Raw genomic sequence first — 517 nt, 5'->3', positions numbered from 1 at the left:
CCGCGGATATCGTGACCCTACGCCTCGTACCTGGGAGCGAACCTGGGAGTGGCTGTGCGCGGGCGGCCCGAGTCGCTAGCGTCCGAGGCTGGCGGCCAGGGGGCAGGTGAACGGGTCGCGGGCTCGGCCGGGGACGTCGTTGAGGAACTGGACGACGATCCGGTAGGAGGTGAAGAACCCGACCTCGGTGTAGGTCACGCTGAGGTGGGAGCAGTACTCGCGCACGAGGGGCTGGACGCGCTTGAGGTTCGGGCGCGGCATGCTCGGGAACAGGTGGTGCTCGACCTGGCGGTTGAGACCGCCCATGAAGAAGTCGACGACCGGGCCGCCGCGGATGTTGCGGGACATGAGCACCTGGCGGCGGAGAAAGTCGACGTCGGTCGTCGCCGGGACGATCGGCATGCCCTTGTGGTTCGGTGCGAACGCGCCCCCGAGCAGGATGCCGAAGACCGCGAGCTGGACCGCGAGGAACGCCGCCGCGACGGTCGGAGGCAGAAGGAGGTCCAGCGCCTCCAGG

Annotated in this window: 1 protein-coding gene; it reads right to left on the bottom strand. The window is 69.4% G+C overall.

The features are described from left to right. Positions 1 to 75 precede the first annotated feature (75 nt). A partial coding sequence (locus G3I78_RS47550; protein ID WP_164436837.1) for an acyl-CoA desaturase occupies positions 76 to 517 on the bottom strand: 442 nt, incomplete at its 5' end.

Origin of the sequence: Streptomyces sp. SID13726, assembly GCF_010548375.1 — a bacterium.
Taxonomy (GTDB): Bacteria; Actinomycetota; Actinomycetes; order Streptomycetales; family Streptomycetaceae; genus Streptomyces.
This window is presented reverse-complemented; position numbering and strand designations above follow the sequence as displayed.